Raw genomic sequence first — 19,270 nt, 5'->3', positions numbered from 1 at the left:
CCGCCTGGCGACGTACCCGCAGGTCCCCCGGGGCGGCAGGGCGCGCAGGCATGAGAGATCTGCGATGTCCCTGTTCGAGCGCCTGTTCCAGCTGCAGCAGCACGGCACCACCGTGCGCACCGAGCTGCTGGCCGGTGTCACCACCTTCCTGACGATGTCCTACATCGTCTTCGTGAACCCCGAGATCCTCGGCACCACCGGCATGGACGCCGGCGCGGTGTTCGTGGCCACCTGCCTGGCTGCTGCACTGGGTTCGGCGGTGATGGCGCTGGCCGCCAACTTCCCGGTCGGCATGGCACCGGGCATGGGCCTGAACGCGTTCTTCGCCTTCACCGTGGTTGGTGCTGCCGGCCTGCCGTGGCAGCAGGCGCTGGCGGCGGTGTTCATCTCCGGCCTGGTGTTCCTGGTGCTGTCACTGACCGGCGTTCGGGCATGGCTGGTATCGGGCATTCCTTCGTCGCTGCGCTCGGCCATCGTGGCCGGCATCGGCCTGTTCCTGGCGATCATCGCGCTGCAGAAATCCGGCGTGATTGTCGGCAATGAAGATACGCTGGTGGCACTGGGACCGTTGAACACGGCGCCGCCGCTGCTGGCACTGGCCGGCTTCCTGCTGATCGCGGTGCTGGAAGTGCGCCGCGTGCGTGGTGCGATCCTGATCGGCATCCTGGCGGTGACCGGCGCCGGCTGGGCATTGGGCGATGTGCAGTACCAGGGCCTGGTTTCGCTGCCGCCGAGCCTGGCGCCGACCTTCCTGCAGCTGGACCTGCCGGGCCTGCTGCACCATGACGGTGGTGCGCCGATCGCCGTATTGCTGCAGGTGGTGCTGGTGTTCGTGCTGGTGGAAGTGTTCGATGCCACCGGCACGTTGTACGGCGTGGTCGGTCGCGCCGGCCTGCTGAAGCTGCCCGGCGCGCAGAAGCGTTTCGGCCGCGCGCTGCTGGCCGACAGCACCGCCATCGTGGCCGGTTCGGTGCTCGGCACCAGCAGCACCACGGCCTTTGCCGAAAGCGCCTCGGGCGTGCAGGTGGGCGGCCGCACCGGCCTGACCGCATTGGTTGTGTCGGCACTGTTCCTGGCCGCGCTGCTGTTCTCGCCGCTGGCGTCGATGGTGCCCAGCTATGCCACCGCACCGGCGCTGCTGTTCGTGGCCGGCCTGATGCTGCGCGAACTGGTGGAGGTGGACTGGAGCGACCTGACCGAATCGGTGCCGGCCGCGCTGTGTGCGCTGGCAATGCCGTTCACCTACTCCATTGCCAACGGCCTGGCCTTCGGCTTCATCGCCTATGCCGCGCTCAAGGCGGGCACCGGCCGCTGGCGCGAAGTGCATCCGGCGGTGTGGCTGGTGGCGGTGCTGTTCACCCTGCGCTACGCGCTGGAATGATGCCTGGCTGAGGGTCGGTCGGAGCCCACTGCGCTGCGTAGGTACCTGACCCCGCAGCGCTGCAGCTACCAGCGCGGCTGCAGGCGGCCGTCGGTGGCGAAGCGCCAGCGTCCTTCGGCCCAACCCACGCCGAACAGGGCCAGCATCTGTGAGTAATAGGCCGGTGCATCGGCGCGCTGCTGCTCGGCGCTGGGCAGGCTGGCCCGCAGCGACTGCGCGCGCTCCGCTTCGCCCTGCGCGATCAGATAGGGCAGCAGGGCCGCGCGGAATCCGTAGTTGCCTTCGCCCTGCCCCTGGCCACTGCGGGTGTCGATCTTTTCCCACATCGGTGCACCACTGCGCAGGCGCTGCAGCGGTCCGGACAGCGCCGCCAGCTGCGCGCGGAACAACGGATCGCGCGATGCGGTCATGCCTGCCCAGGTGTAGCAACGGATGGCGTCGTAGCCGCCGACCGCACCGCGCACCGGATCGACGACGAAGCGATCGCCTTTCCACGCCGCCCAGTCCGGTGCGAACCCGTGCGGGCTGCTCTGCTGCAGCAACTGCACGCTGTTGCGCGCCAGCGCCTGCCACGGCCCGCTGCGATCCTCCGCCGCAAAGCGGCGCAGCAGCGGCAGTGGCAGATAGCTGGGGTTGACCCGCGTGGCGTCCCCTTCAATGAACCCCTGTGGGCCTGGCAACAGCATTGGGCCGAGCCCGGGCAGATCCACGATCTCGCGCGCCCGCACCTGCACCAGCATGCCCTCCGCGATGGCCTTCAGCGCCGGACGGCGCCACAGCCGCGCGCCTTCCAGCAGCGCGTAGGCCAGCCAGAGATCGGAGTCCGAGGCCGGGTTGTCGTCCAGCACCCGCCAGGCGCCGGCGTCATCGCGTCCCCACAGCCAGGCCGGCAGGCGCTTGCCCATGTCGCCACCGGCAAGGTTGTCCTGGGTCCAGCCCAGGATGCGGTCGAACAGCGCCTGGTCGTTGTCGACCAGGGCGAAGAACAAGGCATAGGACTGGCCTTCGGAGGTGCTGCGCTGATCGTCCTGGCTGCGATCGATCATGCGCCCGTCGCGGCTCAGGCTGCTGTCGAGCAGTACCTGCCACGCCGGCCAGCGCGGGGCGGGCGCGGCCTGCACACGGCACACGCCGAGCAGCGGCAGCGTGGCGACCGCCTGCAGCAGGCGCCGTCGCCGCAGGTCAGCGGAATTCGCCATACGGCACCAGTGGTGATACGGGCAGCGGCAGGTTTCCCTGCCAGGGCTTGAAGGTGTAGCGCAGGTAGAGCTGGAACGAATTCGGCGAGAAATCGCGGCTGCGCTGGAGGGTGCCGGCAGCGCCCAGCACGAAGTGGTCGCCGAGGCGGCGCTCCACCGCGCCGTACAGGCGGTACCCGGTGCCCGTGCTGCTGCTGTCACCGGTGTACAGGCCGGCCTCGTCCAGCCGCAGCGGGCCGTACTGCGGCTCAAGCTGTGCAATCACGCGCTCGATCAAGGCCTGGTCGGGGAAACGGCTGATCGACGAGGTACGCGCACTGGACACACTGACCGAGCCATCCAGGCGCACCGACCACACGTCGTTGCGCCAGGCAAAGCTGACCGGCAGGCTCAGCGATGCATAGCGCTGCGGGCTGTAGTAGCCGCCCTGGCCCAGCGAGTAGCCGCCCAGGTCCTTCTGGTAGCGCCAGTACATCGCGGTGGTACCCACATCCAGCCGCATGTCGGGGCGCTGGATCAGCTTGTGGTACCAGCCCACCATCGCGCGTGCGCGGGTGTTGTCGACCACGTTGTGCCCGGTCAGCCGATGCCAGCTCCAGTTCGACCACACGCCATCGCGGCCGCCCTGGTCGTAGCCGAGGCTGAAGGTCACGCCGTTGGCGGTGACGCCGCCCCAGCTGATGCCGCTGCGCGGATCAACCGCACCGGCCTGCGACAGCAGCGAATTGGTCATCGGCCGCCGCGACAGCGTGGCGCCCCAGCCGAAGCGCCCGAGGTCGCCATTGAGGGTGACACCGCCAAGCCAGTTGCCGACCACGTAGTTGGACGGGGTGTGGCCGATATCGACGTTCCAGCGGTCATCCAGGGTGCGCCAGCCGACGGCGAAGCCGGCACCGGAGGTGCGCCGCTGGTGCACGAAGCGGGTGCAGCCCGGTGCGCGCAGGCGGCTGTCGTCGGCCTGCAGCAGATCCAGGTCACAGCTGCCGAAATCCTCGTCGTAGGCGCCGCTCTCATCGGTCTGGAAGCGGCCCGCATCGAAGCTGACCTGCTCGATGCGCGCCCAGCCCAGGCCACCGGCGAATGGCGCGTCCAGATGCGCGATGCGGGTATCGCGCGACAGCCGCGAAATGCCCGGCGTGCCATCGCTGCGGCGACCGGTGTCCTGCATCACCGTCAGGGTGGGATTCTCCTGCTGGTACAGGGTTTCAACATCGCTGCGCAGGCTGCGCCGCAACCAGTCATCGCCGGCTGTCTCGCGGCTGGCCAGGGTCAACGCGGGGTTGTCGCGCGGCGCGGCCTGGCCGGGAGCCAACACGCCGTTGTCGGCCATCGCCTGCGCGTACATGTCCAGCGCCTGCTGCGGATCATCGCGGCGCACCAGCCGTGCCGCATCACGCCAGGACTGTGCGTCGGGCCCGGTCTTGCGCGCAAGCAACGCGCGCAGGATCGCCAGGGCCTTCGTGTCCTCGCGCAGGTCGGTCCAGATGGTGGCGAGCTGACGCTGCTGGCCGATCTCGTCATCGTCCACTGCCGGCGGTGCGTCGTGCATCTGGCGGCGTGCGCTGGCCAGATCGCCGGTGCCAATCCAGGCCTGGACCTGGCCCAGCTGCGCATCCACATTGTCCGGCTGTGCGGCAAGCACGCGCTGGTAGTAGTGCAGCGCCTGCACGTGATCGCCGCGCAGGCGCGCCCACTCGGCCATCAGCAGATCATTGTCGGTGCTGGGCGGTTGCTGCTGCAGCAGCGCGATGGCTTCGGCCTCCCTGCCCTGCGCACGCAGATCCCACAGATGATCGACCAGCTGCTGCCGCTGCAGGCGCGCCGACAGCGCGCGGATGTCGTCGTTCCACTTCGCCTGCGGCAGCGCGTCGAGTACCGCCAGCGCCTGCGGCAGCCGATCGGATCCCGACAGGTAGAGCGCCTGCGCGTAGCGCGCTTCGGCGCTGTCGTTATGCGTGGCCATGTCGGCCACCGCCGCGTCGGCCTCGTCCTGCCGGCCAGCGGCGCGCAGCTCGTTGGCCAGCGCATAGGCCAGCCATGCATCGCCCGGCAGTTCGCCGCGCAGCTTCTGTCCCAGCATGATCGCGGTGGTCGCATCACCGGCAGCCAGCGCCTGCTCGCGACGCTCACGCAGGCGGCTGATCTGGAGCTGGCGCAGGTCTTCGGCATACAACCTGCGTTGCGCAGCGGGCAATGCGTTGATGAAGGCTTCCAGCCGCTGCGGGTCGGTGCGGCCGTACAGCTGCACCAGCTTGCGGATCACGTTGGCATCGTTGGGCGCCATCCGCCGCGCAACCTGCAGCTGGCGTTCGGCTGCGGCGTCGTCACCGCGGGCCACGGCCACGTCGACCAGGCCCAGTGCAGCATTGACGTCGCGGGGCTGCTGGCGATGCGCCTGCGCATAGAGGCGCTCGGCCTCGTCCAGCCGGCCGGCCGCCAGCGCCGCATCGGCCTGGTCCAGCTGCAGCCAGTAGCGGGTGCTGGCGATCAGGTCGCGCCACTTGTCGTTGCTGTCGCCGGCCGGGGTGGCCTGCACCGCACGCTGGAAATAGCTGATGGCCTGCTCGCGGCGGCCCTGGCGCATCAGCGCCATGCCCAGCCCCCCCAACAGGTCGGGCTCGCGCGGATAGCCGCGCAACGCCTGCAGGAAAGCGCGCTCGGCCTCTGCATTGCGGCCTGCGTCGAGCAGCTGCTGGCCGCGCAGGCCGGCGCGCCACGCCGGGTCGCTGACCCGCTTGTGCTGGTCGGTGTAGCGCTCGCGCACCAACGCGATGTCGGCAAACGCTGGGTTGCGGGTGATGAAGTCCTGCAGCCGGCGCACGCTTCGGTCGTCGGCCGGCTGATCCTTCAGGTAGGCCCATTCGGCGTCCGCCGCCATGCCGCGGGCCTCCGGATTACGCCCCATGCGCTGCAGCGCGGCGAGCGCCTCTGCATCGCGGCCGGCAGCGAACAGCATCTGCGACAGCGCCTGCAGCAATGGCACATTGCCCGGATAACTGCGGTCCAGTTCGCCCAGCGCACGGATCGCCTGTGCACGCCCATCCGCCTGGCCGCCGCGCAGGCGCCAGTACTCCAGGCCCAGCTGCAGGCCGGGTGGATCATCGTTGAACAGGCGGCGGTAGATCGCCAGCGCTTCGGCGCTGCGACCACCGGCAGCGAACAGGCGCGCCTGCTGCAGATCCTGCTGCAGATCACCGCGGTAGGCCCTCCAGAGGCGTTCGCCGGCGGCCAGTTCACGGGTACCTGTACCGATCTCGCGCAGGCGCTTCAGGGTCGCCTCGGCATCCTGCAGCTTCTGTTGCGAGAGCTGCACTTCCAGGATCGCCACCAAGGTGCCGCGATCATCCGGTGCCAGCATGCGCAGCCGCGCCAAGGCGTCTTCGATCAGGCTCTGGCGACCGGTGGCCTCACCGATGCGCACCTGCTGCAACAGCCACTGGCGCTGCTCGGCGACGGTTCCGCCCGGCGTATCGGGCAAGGCCTGCGCCGCGCAGGGCCCGGCACCGGCCAGTCCCAACAGGACGAGGCCGGACGCGGTGACCAGCGGATGCCGCGTACGTGCCATCAGTGCCCCGGGTCCAGGCGCTTGGCCGCGACCCAGCGCAGCGCGCGCCACAGCAGGAAGGCGACCATCAGCACCACCAGCGTGGCCAGCACCGCCAGCAGCGCCGGGTGGTCGGCCAGGTGGTACCACAGCAGCAGCCACCACGGCAGCGCGCCAACGTAGTAGTGATCACCGACGAACTGGCTGTGAATGCCCGAGGTACGCAGGATCGCCACCGAGCCGGCGATGGCTTCGCGCTTGCCGGTATCGCTGAGTGCATCGTGGAGCAGGCCGTAGTCGGCGGCATTGCTGGCGGCCAGCGAAACGATGCTGCGCTGCGCATGCGTCGGTGACTGCATGCCGATGATCGCGGCAAACGGTGCCTGCGCGCTCACTGCCACTTCGGTCACCGCTGGATCGCCATCGCGGCTGCCACGGCGGGCCTGTTCCATCGCCTGCTGCGGCGACGGAGACTGGCCATTGAGCAGGCGCGTGCGCTGGTCGTCGATCAGCAGCGACAGCTGCTGGCTACCGCGCAGTTCGGCCGGCAGGGCGCCCAGCATCAGCAGGTCCGCATCCAGCGCGCTGGCCTGCTTCCAGTCATCGGACAGGCGCAGCCCATAGGCCGGATAGCCGCTCTGCACGCCCAGCCCACCGATCAGGTTCAGCAGCAGGCTGACCTGTGCCTCGTTGGCTTGGGGCGGCACCAGCACGACAGTCTCCGACAGATCGGCCATGCGGGTGAAGGGGAATCCACTGAGCGCGAACGCGGACAGGTCCGGCAGGCCCATGTAGTGATGGAATCCGGAGAAGTCGATGGTCGAGTCGTCTTCGATCGCTGCCTGCAGGTTGGGCGGCAGCACGGTCTGGCAATGATCGCGCTGCGCACTGCCCATCACGCTGGCAAAGTTGAAATCGAAACGCAGCTGGTTGCGGTCGCCCAGTTTGAGCGCCGGAATCAGCAGGCGACCGTCATCGGCACCGGCATCGCCGGCCAGCACCGGCAGGCGGATTTCCTCCAGGCCCTGCTTGCCGTTGCGGCGCACCAGCGGGAAGCTGGAGATGAACTGGTCGTTGATCGCCACGCCCAGCCGCGACTCATCGCTGCCAAACGGCGGCGTGTAGCGGTAGCGCAGGTTCAGCGGAATACCCTGGTTGCGCCAGATGAACAGATCCGGCGGCAGGTTGAGGTTGACCGTGATCGGCTGCGGCGACACGCCGTTGGCGTGCAGTTGTTGCGGATAGTCGAGCAGTTCAGCCAAGCGGACGGCGCGGTCGGTGCGCACCCAGTTCGGTGCGTCGTACGGCTTGCGCGGGGCCAGTGGCTTGACCTCATCGACACTGACCTGGCGGCCGCGGAACAGCACGTTGCCGGCCGCCATCGCAGCCACGGCCTTCTGCAGGTCGTCATCGTTGCGGCCCAGCACCAGCAGCAGCTTCCGCTGCGGATCCTCCGGCAGCGACATCAGTTCGATCATCGGGCCGTTCACCGGGGCATGGTTGGCGATCACCGGCGGGAACCTGCCGTTGACCGCCAGCACCACCGCGTGGCCCTTGTCCGGCAACGTGCCGAAGCTGACCGGGAAACGTGCCTGGCGCCACCAGCCCGACAGGCTGCCGAAGTACGAGGACATCACCGCCGCCGCCCGCTGCTGTGCCAGGCTCGGCGCAGCGGCGAACACCACTGGCAGTTCCAGCCGTGCTGTATCACGCGGATCGAAGAACGGCAGCGGGAAGTTGGCCAGGTCGTCCTGCATCGCCAGCGGCTGGCCGCCCAGGCGCAGCGTGCTGTTGCTGGAGAGATTGACCCACAGCGAGCTGTGCGTCGGCTCTTCGCAGATGTCGGTGTAGTGGCCGACGAACTCCAGGCGGACCTGGTTGAAATCAGCGATCAGGCGCGCGTCCAGCGGTAGCTTGGCCTGCACCGGGCGGCCCAGCTGCTCGTTGCTGATCGGCACCACGCCCATCATCGCGTCGTTGAGATAGACCCGCAGGTGCGACAGGGTCGGCAGCAGCGACGGTGAAGGCGTGAAGCTCAGATCCAGCTCGGCATCGCGGACCAGGCGGTCACGGCGGACCTGGAACTCGAAGGTGGTGGCATTGCGCACGCCCGACAGCAGCGTGTCCTGGCGGCGCCCCAGCTGCGCGAAGGTGTTCTGCCGCTGCCAGGGCCAGGCGCTGCCCGCCCAGGTCTGCGCCAGCGCGGGCTCGGTACCGGTGGCAGGCGTGGTGGCTGGCGCGGCCGGCACCCCCGGCGCCGGCGGAGCGGCAGGCGCGGTAGTGGGAGGGACAACCGGCGCCGGGGCAGGCGCGCTGTTGCCTGACGCCACGGGCAGGGCCAGCAGGGGCAGCAGCAGCCAACGCAGAGAGGACGGACGGGTCATGGACGAAGCCCTGGATCAGCGGCTGGGTCAGCCGGGTGGGAAGGAAGCGGACGTTGCGGAGCAAAACTGGCCAGCCATCGCAGCAGGCGACGGTTCCAATGTGCGGGGCGGTCGAGGTCGAACGGTGCGAAATCACCCATCCGCCGGTAGCCGCGCCAGCCCAGGACCAGCACGCTCCACAGGCTGCGCGGCAGGCTCTTGGGCTGGTAACCGGCGTGCCAGTCAAGCCAGGCATCGGCGCGGGCGAAGGTGCATTGGGCGAACTCGACGCGCTGGCGCTCGTCCTCGAACAGCAGCAGCAGGCCCAGTCGCTGGCCGACCGTGCGTTGCACGCGCGCCGGGAATGCGAACTCGCGGCGACCCCGCCCCAGCAGCACCTGCACGCGCTGGCCTTCGGCCAGCTGTGCGTCTTCGCCGAGTTCGACGCCCACGCCATCGTTGGAGTAATCCTGCAGCACGCCGCGCAGGCGGCGGCCATCGGGCACCTGCAGCGCCATCGGCAGACGGGTGGTGACGCGATGCGTGCGTCGCACCTGCTGCACTTCGGCCGCCACCGCCAGCGCACCGCCGATGATCAGCAGGTTGTACAGCACCCACAGCGAACTCACGATCACCGTGCCACGTTCGTCAAGTGGGCCGTGCACGAAGCGCCACACGGCAAAGCACAGGCCCAGCACGTTCAGCAGTGCCAGCACCAGGTAGGGCTGCGCCACGCGCCAGTCGAAACGATCGCCGGCCTGGGTACCGCCCTTGTCGGTGACGTTGAACTTGCCGCGGCCCGGACTGAACAGCGCCACGGTGGTGGGCCGTGCGATGTACCAGGCCAGCACCGTCTCGTACACCTCACCCCAGAACGGACGCCGGTACTTGCCCTGGATGCGTGCGTTGGTCAGGCTGGCGTGGGCCATGTGCGGTACCACGAACAACAGGATGGCCAGCGCCGGTGCGTAGATGATGTACACATGCAGCAGCAGGAACGCCAGCGGCGCAGTGAGGAACACCAGGCGCGGAATGCCAGCCAGGAAATGCAGCATCGCGTTGGCATAGCAGAAGCGCTGGAACAGGCTCAGGCCCTTGCCCAGCAACGGGTTGTCGATGCGGAAGATCTGCACCATGCCACGCGCCCAGCGGATGCGCTGGTTGACGTGTGCGCCGAGGCTGTCGGTGGCCAGGCCGGCCGCCTGCGGAATGCGCAGGTAGGCCGAGTTCCAGCCCTTGCGGTGCAGCCGCAGCGCGGTGTGCGCATCCTCGGTGACGGTCTCGGTGGCAAACCCGCCGATGGCATCGATGGCTTCGCGCCGCAGCACCGCGCAGGAGCCGCAGAAGAACGCCGCGTTCCACAGGTCGTTGCCGTCCTGCACCAGGCCGTAGAACAGCTCGCCTTCGTTGGGATCGCTGCGGAACACCTGCAGGTTGCGTTCGAATGGATCGGCCGAGAAGAAGTGGTGCGGGGTCTGCACCAGCGCCAGTTTGGGATCACGCAGGAACCAGCCGCAGGTGATCTGCAGGAACGACCGCACCGGCAGGTGGTCGCTGTCGAAGATGGCCACCAGCTCGCCATTGATCAGGGTCAACGCATGGTTGAGGTTGCCGGCCTTTGCATGGCGGTTGTCGGCACGGGTGATGTAGTTGACCCCGGTGCGCTCGGCGAATGCGCGGAATTCTTCGCGCTTGCCATCATCAAGGATGTGGATGCGCAGCTTGTCGGCCGGCCAGTCCAGGCCCATCGCCGCGTACACGGTGTGCCGCACCAGCGCCAGGTCTTCGTTGTAGGTGGGGATCAGCACATCCACCGTCGGCCACTGGCGGATATCGGCCGGCAACGGCGCCGGGCGGCGCCGCAGCGGCCAGGCCACCTGCACGTAACCGAGCATCAGCACGAGCCACGAGTAGGTTTCCGCCGCCAGCAGCACCACGCCACAGACCAGGTCGAAGGTGCTGTTCCAGTTCAACGTGGCCGTATAGCGCCACCACAGGTACCGGCAGGACACGGTGATCGACAGCACGACCAGCACCAGCGTCGCATAGCGCCCCTGCATGCGCCGCACCAGCAGCGCGATGGCCCACAGCAGCACCACGAACACGAACTGCGCCAGATAGGTGAACGGCTGGGTGATGCACAGCGCCGCCAGCCCCAGCGTGGCCAACCCGACCAGCAGGGTCAGCAGGTGCCGCGAACGCGGCGACAGGCTGCCCATCTTCCGGCCGAACCATGCCGCCACGCGGCTGTTCCAGAATTCACTGGGTGCATCGCGCATGGCGCGCAGGTAGCGCAGGCGGCCGCGACCGGCCGCACCGCGCAGTTCGGCAATGCGTTCGCGCCGGGCCCGGGCCAACCGTTGCCGCCTCAGCGAGGGCTGCGGTACCAACCGCACCACCGACAGCCACATGGCCTGGATCAACAACCGCAGTGGATCGCCCGGGCGCCAGCGGCGGTCACCCTGGATCTGCGGGAAGGCGTTGCGCAGGCGCGGGGCCTGTGCCTGCCATGCCGGCCCTTCCAGGCGCAGGAACGCCCAGCCCACGCACTGCAGCAGCCACAGCAGCGAGCGGGTTGGCCAAGGCGCATGCACGCGTTCGCGCAGGCGCCCCCAGTCCAGGTAGTAGACGCGGGCGCCCATCAGCGTGTCCCCGCAACGGGCTGGCGCCGTGCGGCCTCGGCCAGGCACCACAGCACCAGGCCATCGACATCGGCAGCGGCCAGCGAATCGGTCGCATAGCGCCCCAGTGGCTGCTTGCTGGCCAGCGCGGAGGGCACCCGCGCATCCTCGTGCAGCGGCTGCGGCACCAGCCGCGGGCCGTGCGCGTGAAGCCACAGCTGCATCAGATCGCGCTGCACCGGGATGACCGGGTCATAGCGGTTGGCCAGCAACAGGCGTGTGTCCTCCGGCTGCCGCTGCAGGAACACGTGGCTGACCGGATCGACACAGGCCAGGCGCAGCGGCAGCGTGCAGCGCACGTGCTGGTTGATGGCCGCTGCATGCGCCGGCAGGCGCTGCGGCAGGTCGAACAGGATCCAGTCGAACTGGGTCTCCAGCAGCGGAATGCGTTCGGCCCAGGTGCCCGGTGCCTGTTGCAGCTGCTGTTCGATGCGAATTGCGGCCTCGCTATCGACGCGACCATAGGGCAGCACCGCAAGTCCTGCTGCAACGGCGTAGGCGGCATCACGCCAGTCCGTGCCGTCCAGCTGCGCGCGCCCCCAACCGTTGTCCACGTCGGCAGGCAGCCCCAGGTGCAGGCCGAGCATCTGGTCCGGACTGCATTCGACCAGCAGGACGCGCTGGCCCTGCGCGTGCAAGCCCTGGCCGAGTGCGGCCAGCACTGTGGTGACACCGGTTCCGCCATGGATGCCCTGCAGCGACAGCACGGTGCTCATCGGCGCGGCTCCAGTTCGGCCAGCAACGGCCAGCGCGCCAGCGCCTGGGCACGCTCATGCTGGGCAGAGAAGTCCACGTAGGGCAGCCCCGGCATGCCCAGGCTGCGCCGCAGCAGGTCGATATCGTCCTCTTCCACGGACAGCGTGACCGGTACGGCAAGGATGTCGGCAGGCATCAGCGTGCCTCCTCGGGGTAGGGGCTCCAGGCCTGGCTGCCCTGCAGCTGCAGCCAGGGCTTGCCGGCGTACTCGATGACCTTGGCGCCTTCGTTTTCCGACACCGACGGTGTCTGCGGCAGCCCCTTCAGCAGGCTGTCCCAGTTGCGCTCGCTCGGCGGCGACTGGGCATTGAGCGCGTACACGCGCGAAACCAGCTCGGACACGGCCAGGTAGCTGCTCGGTTCGGGAACATGACGCGGGCCGCCGGCCGCCGGCGCGCCCATGCCGATCAGCTTCACGCCCACCGGCACGTGGGTGATCGACGGGCTGGGAATCTCGCGCATGCCCGGAATCTGCATGCGGTCGCCATGCAGGGCCGCGCCATGCTCGGGTACCACCACGATCATCGCGCGGCGGCCACTCTTCTCCACCGCATCGACGAAACCGGCCATGTCGCCCAACACCATTTCCGCACGTGCCTTGTAGTCGGCGGCATTCGAACGGCCATCGGCGCCGACGATGCGGTTGCCATCGTGCAGCGAAATCGTGTTGTAGAACAGCGCCACCTGCTGGCTGGACCCGGCCAGCCGCTGTTTCCACCACGCCATCAGCACATCGCCATCGCGGCGCAGCGGCGACTTGTCGAACGCCACCAGCGCTTTAGGAAACGCGCTGATATCCATCGGCTGTGCCTGCAGCCCGCCGTACTGGTGCAGTTCACCGATGAAGTCGTCGAAGTGACCGTCGTGGTTCATCGCCAGCTCGCTCTGGAAGCCCAGACGCTGCAGGTTCGAGAACAGCTGGCACTCGGCCGGCACCGGATCGAACAGCCCGGTATGCGAGGTCTGGCCACAGCTGGCGCGCAGCAGGCGGATCGCCGCCGGGCCGCTGTAGGCGGTTGCCGAGTTGAAGTCGTCGAACACCACGTCCATGTGGTCGAGCAGATTGTTCTGGCGCAGCCCCACTTCATCCAGATCGCTCCATGCCAGCGAGCAGATGTTGAGGATGATGACGTCGAACGGCGCGCCGCTGCCCGGTGCCGGGAAGCTGGTCTTGAGGCTGGCCTGCTGCTGGTAGAAGCCGGCCAGCCATGCGTTGAGCGTCTCGTTGTTGGCCGGCGGCAGGCCGCCACCTGAAGTGCCTGCGACGCTGGTGGTGGCCGCGGTGGCGGTACCCTGCCCCCAGTTCCAACCCGCCGGCATCGGTATCGCCATCACAGCCAGGCCAAGCATGCCCAGCACGCTCAGAGTGGTGATGCGCAGCCACGGCTTGAGCAGTACGTAGGCCAGCACCAGCGTCGCCAGTACCGCCACCATCTGCCAGTTGATGAAGCGCTGGGCCAGCTCGAGCCAGTAATCCGCCGAGAAGTCCAGTACGCCAGGTTGCACCAACAGGCGCCGGAACGGCGGCCACCAGGTGTCCTGGTAGTACAGCGCCACGCCCACCGGTACCGCAGCGACAGTACGCGCGATGCGTGCCCAGCGCCAGCGCAGTGGAACCAGCAGCGCGCCCAGGAACAGCAGGTTGGGCAGGATCTTCAGATCCAGCGCGCCCATCCAGGCCAGTACCACCTTGGACAGGAAATACAGGTTCCAGCCGCGCAGGTCGGCCCAGGCGAAGGGCGATGCGGGAGCCACCTGCGGACTCATGCAGCCCCCCGCGGCGCACGCAGGCGTACACCGGCGCGGCGCAGGTGGCGAGGGGGCAGCCAGCGCGCGGCACGGCGGCGCAGCGCACGCCACAGCGTACCGAGCATGGCACCGAAGGGAATCATCACGAGCGCACAGGCGACGATCAGGGTCCAGAGTTGCTGGTCGGTGGTCATGCGCGATCTCCCAGTCGCAGCGGCTTCGGGACAGTGAAAACAGGCGCCTCCAGCGCCGGGGCCACCGGCGGCAGGACGGCGGGGGCTTCGGGCAGGACCTCGGCCTCCGGATCGCTGCTGCCGGCGTTCATCGCTGCAATGTCGTATTCGGCCAGACGCTGGTAGCCATCGAACAGCTCCCGCCAGGGCAGGCGGAACAGATTGCCCAAGGCCTGTTCGACCGCATCACGCCGGCACCCGAACAGGAACAGGCGCACCTGCCCGCGGTAGACACAGGCCAGATCGCCCTGGCGGCGGATGCGCAGCTGCTGCAACGTCTGCTCGGCGCGCAGGCCGGCCACCGGCTGCAACGCCAGCACGGCACTTTCCACTGCGCTGCCGTCCTGGTCGATGCGTTCGCCGGCGATCTGGCGGAAGCGTGCGGCGTTGACCAGGCCGCTTACCGGTGGCGGCCGATGCGCACGGATCAGCGGCTCCGGATCGTCAGCCAGCTGGCCCTGCCAACGCTGACGCTGCACGGTTTCCAGCAGGGTCAGCAGGCGCGGCAACGGCGTGGCTGACGGCACTACCAGGCTGCAGCCGCACTGCATAAGCAGCCGCTCATCAGCGTAGCGCAGGCAGGGCTGCAGCTCGCGCACCACCAGTTTCAGTGCATTGCCACGTTCCCGGCGCAGGCGGTGCAGCAGTCGGGCCAGTGCATCCACCTTGGCGTTCTCGTCGATGGCCAGCACTACGGTGGCCTCGCGCGCCTGCAGCGCGGCCGGCAACAATCCAGCCCAGCCGTCATACAGGTGCCAGGCTGCCGACAGTGGCGGCGCACCGTCCAGTACTTCGGTCTGGGCCAGGAAGACATCGCGATCACTGCCACTGGTGGCATCGACCCCAGTCCCGGCGGCATCGGCCTCGGCCAGATGGCGCAGCCCGCGGCTTTCCTGCTCGACGCCGAACGATCGCTGGGCCACCACGCCATGGCTGTTGGACCAGTAGTGCAGCAGCAGCTGCAGGGCACCACGATGCGGATGCAGCTGGGCCACACCGGCGCAGCTCCGGTTCAATGACAACAGGCGCGGGGCCAGGGTCGCCACTTCGCCATGGCACAGCAACAGCAGCACCTGCTGCGCCTGCCCGGCCCAGTCCTGCAGCTGCTGGCACCAGCGCGCCAGCCGGGCATCATCCCAGCCGTCCAGCGCCGCCACCGGGAACTGCACCACGCTGAGCCGGGTGCGCACCGAGGCGGTGCGCGGCAGATCGCCGGTCAGCCCGCGCAGCGCCTGCTGCATGCCGTGATGCGACCGCTGGAACAGCCGCAGGCGGGCCGGCCCCTGATCGGCCGGCAGCAGCGTCAGCATCGATTCGGCCCCCCGCCCCAGCGTGACCAGCACGGCCTCATCCAGTGCGTCGGCCGTGGCTAGCACACCGGCACCGAGCAGATCCGTCGGCGCGCTGCCCGCGGCAACGACCCAATACAGGCCCCCACTGCGCATCTCCACCAGTTCGGTAGGCAGTCCGGCAATGGCAAGGTGTGTTGCTGGCACGCCGGATCCTTTCATTGCCCCTCACCCAGGCCGACGGCCCGGCAGCGGGGGCGCTGCAGTGGAGAGGGGATCATTTCCATGACGCACATCACATTCATGTGTCTGTACGGCAATGATAGCCCTGATCTTCACGTCTGCGGGATCAAGACGCAGTCAACGCCCCCCGCGGAGCGGGCGGCGTGAGGCTCCAAACTCAGCAATGGGAGACCTGCGCTACTCGTACTGGATGGTGAACGTCGCCTGCCCGTTGGCGGTGCCCGCACCGACGGTACCTGCCTGGGTCTGCACATAGCGCGCGCGCAACGGCAACGCCATGACGCTGGTACCCGGCGCCGTAGTGCCGACGTTGATGGTCTGGCCGAAGCGCACTTCTCGCTCGGTGCTGCCGTCGCGCTGGACCATCTGGATGCCGATGCGCGTGGCGCTGTTGCTGGCCGCGCTGAGCTTGAGCACGCCCGGCATGTTCGAGCTGTCCTGGTCGGCGTCGAGGCGGATGCCGATCTTGCTCTGGTAGGCGGCCACGTTGCTGCCCTGGCAGTTCAGGCGGATCTCGAAATCGCGATCAGCGGCCTTGGAGCCGACACCGGTGAAGGTGGTGTTGGGCACGCTGCCGAAATCGACGGCGATGTTGCGGCTGCCGGCCTGCACTTCGCAGGTGGGGCTGACCACGGTGGTACCCGAGCCCTTGAACGTCGAGGTCAGCTCCGGACGGCCAGGACCGTCGCCGTCGAGATAGTAGGTGGTGAAGCGGCCGTTGGGCGCGATGATGCCCGAGCCCGTCTGCGCGGCGGTCTTGATCAGCTCCACGCGGAAGCGGCCACCATTGAGGGTCAACGTCCGGTTGCCCCCCAATTGCAGCGTGTGCGGGTAGTAGGTCTGGATGGTGCCCGAATCACGATAGACACGGATACCCACTCCCGCTACATCGGTCGCATAGACGTTGCTGAAACCCGGGACTGCGTTTTGCTGTGCGGCGTTGACGAAACGCCCGTTGGCACTACCGCCCCAGCGATCGCAGTAACCGATGCTGTCGCGCTGGTTGATCGGCACGATCAACTCCTTGATCACACCACCGACGGGCAGGCTGGGCAGGATCACGATCTGCCCCATGTCCATCTGCACGTCCTGCGCGACAAAGCCCTGCTGGGTGATATAGCAGGTCGCCAACGCCGGGCTGGCCACGGCGATACCCCCCATCACGGCCATGGCGGCAAGCAGCGTGCGGCTGCGGGAAGAAATCATCGGCATGCTGCCTCCAGCGGGATGAAGCCGGTCTTGGACGCATCGGCGCCCGACGGAACCTGGTAATCGATGGTGCAGCGCTGGTCTGCACCGGCGCCCCACTCCACCAGCAGGCGGCCCACTCCACCAGCAGGCGGCCCTGGCTCTTTTCACTGCGCACGTACAGGCGGCCGCCCTGGCTGACCATGCCCACCGGCTGGCCCTGCTCATCCTTGACCTGCGCACCGAACGGCATGCTGCGGCCATCGGCATTGCGTACCTGGATCAGCAGCGCATTGCCTTTGCGGGTATCGAAGCGCAGGTAGCTGATGGCACCGGCGAACGGCGCGATCGACTGGCTGGTACTTTCCAGCTCGACGTCATGGGCCATGCCCTGCGGGTCGAGGGTGACGGTGTTGAGGCGGTACGGCGATACGTACGGAACCACTGCATATCCACGACCATCTACGCGCAGGCCCGGGGCGTTGCTGACGATCGCATCGCGCGCACCCGGCGCTTCCACCAGCACCATGGTGTCGCCCCGCTGCGGGGTGAAGGTGAAGCCGCCCGGATGCACGACCACGCTGCCGTTGGCACCGACCGAGGCCTGGCGGAAATCGCGCGAGTGGCTGTAGGTCGCGTTCAACGCGGAGTAGCGGCTGCGGTACTCGGCGTTGCCGACCGCCGTGGTGCCACCCTCGCGGGAATCGGACAGCGCCACGCCGTAGCTGAAGTTGTTGTCGACGCCGGCCGACCCGGTGATGCCGACGCGGCTGTTGTCGTAGCCACCGCGATCGCGCATGCCCAGATCGGCGCTGAACGACACCGGGTGGGTACCCCGGCCCAGCGGCACGCTCATCGACAGCAGGTACTGGGTGTCGGAACGGCCGAGCACGCCCTCTTCGGTGCGCAGCGCCGAGAAGCCGTAGTTCACCGAACGCCAGGCGTTGTTGTAGCCCACCTGGTACTGCTTGGAGGTGCCGGAACGGTCGTAGAAGTCACGCACCGAACCGGTCACGTACAGCGCGCCGCCGCGACGTCCCAGCGGCTGGTTCAGCGTTATCTGGAACTGGCTGCGCTGACGGCCACGGGTGGTCGGATCGATGCCGCGCGTGTCCGAATCACGGCCATACAGGGCATCCTGCAGGCTGTAGAAGCCTTCGGTCGAATAGCGGTAGGCGGCCAGGGTCAGATTGGTGCCGGTCTCGCCGATCATGTTGCTGTAGCTCAGCCGCACGCTGGCGCCGGTGTGGCTGCCGTAGTGGTCGAACGAGGTACGCGCATGGGTGACGTCGGCAGCGAACGCACCGACCGGCGTGGACAGGCCGACGCCATACAGCAGCGACAGGTAGCCGTCGCTCAGCGCAGTGCCCCCGTACAGGGTCAGCTGGTTGCCGATGCCACGCTGGTAGGTCCCCTGCACCAGCCAGGGTTCGTCGGCCAGCAGCTTGTTGCGCACCTGGCCGGCGGTCAGCGAGTAGCGCGACACGCCTTCGCGCAGCATCTGCGGCACCGAGCCGAACGGCACCTTGAATTCGCGGCGGCGGCCATCGGCCTCGATCACGCTCACTTCCAGGTCACCGCCGTAGCCGGTCGGGTACAGGTCGTCGATGACGAAGCTGCCCGGCGAGACGGTGGAGGAGTAGATCAGCTGCTGGTTCTGGCGCACTTCGATGCGCGCATTGGTCTCGGCGATGCCGCGCACCACCGGCGCGTAACCGCGCAGCGAGTCCGGCAGCATGCGGTCGTCGCTGGCCAGGCTGGCACCACGGTAGCCGATCGAATCGAACAGTTCGCCGGTGGTGTAGGCCTCACCGATGGTGAGCATGCCGCGCACCTGCGGGATGCCGCGTTGTGCGTAGGTGGCGATGCTCTGCCAATGGCGGCCGTCACCCTCGGACCATGTCAGGTTGGAATCATGGCGGAACTGCCAGCCGCCCAGGTTCAGGCCGGCGTTGAGGCCGAGGTAGGCGCTGCGGTTGCGCTGGCCACCTTCCACACGGCTGTTGCTGTCGATGGCGTTGAAGCTGTAGCCGACGAAGCCGGCATTGATGCCACGGTCCCACAGCGCCGGGTTGACGTAGCCGCGCGCCTCACGGCGCAGGAACACCTGCGGGATGCTGAGGTCGTAGCGCAGGTTGCCGCTGTCATAGACACCATAGGCATTGGCCATGCGCTGCTGGACCGGCACGCAGCTGGTCTTGTCGGTGGGCACGGACGGATCCTGCTGCAGCAGCACGGCCTCGCTGTCCACGCCCATTTCTTCCAGCATCGGCAGCGGCAGGCAGGCGTCGACACGGCCCTGCGCATCGGCCTTGAACTGCAGATCGCGACGGCCCTGCCAGGCACCGTTGACGTAGACGTCGACACGATAGTTGCCGGCCACCATCGGATTGCCGTTGCTGAAGGCCGCCAGGTCGACCTGCTTGGCCTGGCCAGACAGGAAGCTGGAGTTGAACTGGGCCGATTCCGGTGCACGCGCATTGGCCGCACCACTCTGCGCCATCAGCGCCTGTTCGCCGAGATTGGCCGGTGCCGCCAGCGCCCATCCTGGGCAGGCCACACCAGCAACCAACAGGCAAAGCGCCTGATGGATCGACAATGTCAATCTGTTTCCGATCACACTGACATTCCTTCAATTCGCCGC

Annotated in this window: 11 protein-coding genes and 1 pseudogene; 1 reads left to right on the top strand and 11 read right to left on the bottom strand. The window is 68.2% G+C overall.

What is annotated here, in order from left to right; translation table 11 throughout:
- Nucleotides 1–64 precede the first annotated feature (64 nt).
- Complete coding sequence (locus VG543_RS17895; protein WP_312543494.1) at nucleotides 65–1,381, top strand: NCS2 family permease; 1,317 nt, start codon at nucleotides 65–67, stop codon at nucleotides 1,379–1,381.
- A gap of 65 nt (nucleotides 1,382–1,446) precedes the next feature.
- Here VG543_RS17895 and bcsZ read toward each other — a convergent pair whose 3' ends face one another.
- From bcsZ to VG543_RS17840, 11 genes and pseudogenes are all read right to left on the bottom strand, one after another.
- Nucleotides 1,447–2,580, bottom strand: a complete 1,134-nt coding sequence (bcsZ, locus tag VG543_RS17890) for a cellulose synthase complex periplasmic endoglucanase BcsZ (protein ID WP_134731600.1) — start codon at nucleotides 2,578–2,580, stop codon at nucleotides 1,447–1,449.
- The gene (gene bcsC / locus VG543_RS17885) at nucleotides 2,564–6,145 is read right to left on the bottom strand and encodes a cellulose synthase complex outer membrane protein BcsC (protein ID WP_423178915.1); all 3,582 of its coding nucleotides are present in this window, start codon (nucleotides 6,143–6,145) and stop codon (nucleotides 2,564–2,566) included. The genes bcsZ and bcsC overlap by 17 nt, the downstream gene beginning before the upstream one ends.
- Entirely contained in the window at nucleotides 6,145–8,508 is a 2,364-nt protein-coding gene (gene bcsB / locus VG543_RS17880) for a cellulose biosynthesis cyclic di-GMP-binding regulatory protein BcsB (RefSeq protein WP_219634192.1), read from the bottom strand. The genes bcsC and bcsB overlap by 1 nt, the downstream gene beginning before the upstream one ends.
- Nucleotides 8,505–11,129, bottom strand: a complete 2,625-nt coding sequence (bcsA, locus tag VG543_RS17875) for a UDP-forming cellulose synthase catalytic subunit (protein ID WP_423178916.1) — start codon at nucleotides 11,127–11,129, stop codon at nucleotides 8,505–8,507. Before bcsA ends, bcsB begins: the two co-directional genes overlap by 4 nt.
- Nucleotides 11,129–11,884 (bottom strand): cellulose biosynthesis protein BcsQ, encoded by a 756-nt coding sequence (bcsQ, locus tag VG543_RS17870; protein WP_423178917.1) that lies wholly within the window; start codon nucleotides 11,882–11,884, stop codon nucleotides 11,129–11,131. The genes bcsA and bcsQ overlap by 1 nt, the downstream gene beginning before the upstream one ends.
- Nucleotides 11,881–12,060, bottom strand: a complete 180-nt coding sequence (bcsR, locus tag VG543_RS17865) for a cellulose biosynthesis protein BcsR (protein WP_021204328.1) — start codon at nucleotides 12,058–12,060, stop codon at nucleotides 11,881–11,883. Before bcsR ends, bcsQ begins: the two co-directional genes overlap by 4 nt.
- Entirely contained in the window at nucleotides 12,060–13,691 is a 1,632-nt protein-coding gene (gene bcsG, locus VG543_RS17860; RefSeq protein WP_423181123.1) for a cellulose biosynthesis protein BcsG, read from the bottom strand. Before bcsG ends, bcsR begins: the two co-directional genes overlap by 1 nt.
- Entirely contained in the window at nucleotides 13,688–13,867 is a 180-nt protein-coding gene (gene bcsF, locus VG543_RS17855) for a cellulose biosynthesis protein BcsF (protein WP_019661022.1), read from the bottom strand. Before bcsF ends, bcsG begins: the two co-directional genes overlap by 4 nt.
- Complete coding sequence (locus VG543_RS17850; RefSeq protein ID WP_019661021.1) at nucleotides 13,864–15,402, bottom strand: BcsE family c-di-GMP-binding protein; 1,539 nt, start codon at nucleotides 15,400–15,402, stop codon at nucleotides 13,864–13,866. Before VG543_RS17850 ends, bcsF begins: the two co-directional genes overlap by 4 nt.
- A gap of 213 nt (nucleotides 15,403–15,615) precedes the next feature.
- On the bottom strand, nucleotides 15,616–16,650 hold the full coding sequence (locus VG543_RS17845; protein ID WP_021203174.1) for a fimbrial protein: 1,035 nt from the start codon (nucleotides 16,648–16,650) through the stop codon (nucleotides 15,616–15,618).
- A pseudogene (locus VG543_RS17840) lies at nucleotides 16,641–19,225 on the bottom strand (fimbria/pilus outer membrane usher protein). The gene VG543_RS17845 and the pseudogene VG543_RS17840 overlap by 10 nt, the downstream one beginning before the upstream one ends.
- Between the last annotated feature and the right edge of the window lie 45 nt (nucleotides 19,226–19,270).

It is taken from the genome of Stenotrophomonas sp. CASM101 (assembly GCF_049384845.1).
Classification (GTDB): Bacteria; Pseudomonadota; Gammaproteobacteria; order Xanthomonadales; family Xanthomonadaceae; genus Stenotrophomonas; species Stenotrophomonas hibiscicola.
The sequence above is the reverse complement of the archived record's forward strand: the minus strand, read 5'-3'. Positions and strand labels throughout refer to the sequence as shown.

Coding starts and splice junctions, on each gene's coding strand:
- VG543_RS17895 (WP_312543494.1), top strand. CDS start 65: ATGTCCCTGTTCGAGCGCCTGTTCCAGCTGCAGCAGCACGGCACCACC.
- bcsZ (WP_134731600.1), bottom strand. CDS start 2,580: ATGGCGAATTCCGCTGACCTGCGGCGACGGCGCCTGCTGCAGGCGGTC.
- bcsC (WP_423178915.1), bottom strand. CDS start 6,145: ATGGCACGTACGCGGCATCCGCTGGTCACCGCGTCCGGCCTCGTCCTG.
- bcsB (WP_219634192.1), bottom strand. CDS start 8,508: ATGACCCGTCCGTCCTCTCTGCGTTGGCTGCTGCTGCCCCTGCTGGCC.
- bcsA (WP_423178916.1), bottom strand. CDS start 11,129: ATGGGCGCCCGCGTCTACTACCTGGACTGGGGGCGCCTGCGCGAACGC.
- bcsQ (WP_423178917.1), bottom strand. CDS start 11,884: ATGAGCACCGTGCTGTCGCTGCAGGGCATCCATGGCGGAACCGGTGTC.
- bcsR (WP_021204328.1), bottom strand. CDS start 12,060: ATGCCTGCCGACATCCTTGCCGTACCGGTCACGCTGTCCGTGGAAGAG.
- bcsG (WP_423181123.1), bottom strand. CDS start 13,691: ATGAGTCCGCAGGTGGCTCCCGCATCGCCCTTCGCCTGGGCCGACCTG.
- bcsF (WP_019661022.1), bottom strand. CDS start 13,867: ATGACCACCGACCAGCAACTCTGGACCCTGATCGTCGCCTGTGCGCTC.
- VG543_RS17845 (WP_021203174.1), bottom strand. CDS start 16,650: ATGCCGATGATTTCTTCCCGCAGCCGCACGCTGCTTGCCGCCATGGCC.